Here is a 2,078-nt window from a genome sequence, read left to right on the forward strand (position 1 = left end):
TCCGCCGAGCGCGCCGTCGCCCGCGCCGGCGCCGACGTGGAGATCACCGGGGACTACGACCGGGCGATGGCCGCCGACGGCCTGCTGGTGCCCGGCGTCGGCGCCTTCGCCGCCTGCATGGGCGGGCTGAAGCAGGCCCGCGGCGACTGGGTCGTCGAGCGCCGGCTCGCCGGCGGCCGGCCGGTGCTGGGCATCTGCGTCGGCATGCAGATCCTCTTCGAGCAGGGCGTCGAGCACGGCGTGCGGACCGACGGCATGGGCGAGTGGCCGGGCACGGTCGAGGCGCTCAAGGCCGACGTCGTGCCGCACATGGGCTGGAACACGGTCGAGGCCGCACCCGGCTCCCGGATGTTCGCGGGCATCGACGCCGCGGAGCGCTTCTACTTCGTCCACTCCTACGCGGCCCGCCGCTGGGAGCTGGAGGTGCACAACCCGCGCATCACCTCGCCCGCCGTCACCTGGAGCACCCACGGCGAGCCGTTCGTCGCAGCCGTCGAGAACGGACCCCTGTGGGCCGCCCAGTTCCACCCCGAGAAGTCCGGCGACGCCGGTGCCCTGCTCCTCAAGAACTGGATCGAGACCCTCTGATGACGCCCCGCGAGATCACCACCGCCCTGGAGCTGCTGCCGGCCGTCGACGTCCGCGACGGCCAGGCCGTACGCCTCGTGCACGGCGAGTCCGGCACCGAGACCGGCTACGGCGACCCGCTGGAGGCCGCGCTCGCCTGGCAGCGGGCCGGCGCCGAGTGGCTGCACCTCGTCGACCTCGACGCCGCCTTCGGCACCGGCGACAACCGCGCCCGTATCGGCGAGGTCGTCAGGTCGATGGACATCAGGGTCGAGCTGTCCGGCGGCATCCGCAACGACGCGTCGCTGGCCGCCGCCCTGGCCACCGGCTGCACCCGCGTCAACCTCGGCACCGCCGCCCTGGAGTCGCCGGAGTGGGTCGCCGGGGTCATCGCCGAGCACGGCGACCGCATCGCCGTCGGCCTCGACGTCCGCGGCACCACGCTGCGCGGCCGCGGCTGGACCCGCGACGGCGGCGACCTGTTCGAGACCCTGGCCCGGCTCGATGCCGAGGGCTGCGCGCGGTACGTGGTCACCGACATCAACAAGGACGGCACGCTCCAGGGCCCCAACCTGCAACTGCTGCGCGATGTCTGCGCCGCCACCGACCGGCCGGTCGTCGCCTCCGGCGGCGTCTCCTCCCTCGACGACCTGCGGGCCATCGCCACGCTGGTCCCCGCGGGAGTCGAAGGCGCGATCGTCGGGAAGGCGCTCTACGCGAAGGCGTTCACGATGGAAGAGGCGTTGGAGGCGGTGTCCTGATGGCCGGTGGCGGTGTACGTCGAATCTCGTCCGGTGCCCCCTGGGAGGAGGAGTTCGGCTACTCGCGCGCGGTGGAGCTGCCGAACGGCCTCGTGCTGGTGGCCGGCTGCACGTCCGTCGTGGACGGCGTGATCGTCGGCGAGGGCGATCCGCACACCCAGGCCATGACCTCCTTCGGTGTCGCGTTCGAGGCGCTGAAGAGGGTCGGCCTGGAGCGCGAGGACATCGTGCGCACCCGGATGTACCTCACCCACGCGCGCGACGTGGAGGCGGTCGGCGGGGCGCACAAGGAGCTGTTCGACGCCATCCGCCCCGCGGCGTCGCTGCTCATCGTCTCCGGCTTCGTCGACTCGCGGCTGGTCGTCGAGGTCGAGGTCGAGGCGTACCGCCCCGGCGGCTCCCGGGAAGCGGCCGGCGCATGACCCTGGCGGTACGGGTCATCCCCTGCCTCGACGTGGACGGCGGCCGGGTCGTCAAGGGCGTCAACTTCCGCAACCTGCGCGACGCCGGCGACCCCGTCGAGATGGCGAAGGTGTACGACGCGGAGGGCGCCGACGAGCTGACGTTCCTCGACATCACCGCGTCCTCCGGCGACCGCGAGACGACGTACGAGATGGTGCGCCGCACGGCCGAGCAGGTCTTCATCCCGCTCACGGTCGGCGGCGGCGTGCGCACGGTGGCCGACGTCGACCGGCTGCTGCGCGCGGGCGCCGACAAGGTCGGCGTCAACACCGCGGCCATCGCCCGGCC

At 73.3% G+C, this 2,078-nt stretch carries 4 protein-coding genes; all 4 read left to right on the forward strand.

Features of this window, described 5'->3' with window-relative positions; all coding sequences use genetic code 11:
- Window positions 1-588: imidazole glycerol phosphate synthase subunit HisH (gene hisH, locus H5J30_RS29375; protein WP_181790334.1), on the forward strand; the 588-nt coding region annotated here is incomplete at its 5' end.
- On the forward strand, window positions 588-1,328 hold the full coding sequence (gene priA / locus H5J30_RS29380) for a bifunctional 1-(5-phosphoribosyl)-5-((5-phosphoribosylamino)methylideneamino)imidazole-4-carboxamide isomerase/phosphoribosylanthranilate isomerase PriA (protein WP_181790336.1): 741 nt from the start codon (window positions 588-590) through the stop codon (window positions 1,326-1,328). The genes hisH and priA, both read left to right, overlap by 1 nt.
- Window positions 1,328-1,750 (forward strand): Rid family hydrolase, encoded by a 423-nt coding sequence (locus H5J30_RS29385; RefSeq protein WP_181790339.1) that lies wholly within the window; start codon window positions 1,328-1,330, stop codon window positions 1,748-1,750. The genes priA and H5J30_RS29385 overlap by 1 nt, the downstream gene beginning before the upstream one ends.
- A partial coding sequence (hisF, locus tag H5J30_RS29390) for an imidazole glycerol phosphate synthase subunit HisF (protein ID WP_258563589.1) occupies window positions 1,747-2,078 on the forward strand: 332 nt, incomplete at its 3' end. The genes H5J30_RS29385 and hisF, both read left to right, overlap by 4 nt.

Source organism: Streptomyces phytophilus (genome assembly GCF_013870535.1).
In the GTDB taxonomy this organism is placed as follows: Bacteria; Actinomycetota; Actinomycetes; order Streptomycetales; family Streptomycetaceae; genus Streptomyces; species Streptomyces phytophilus.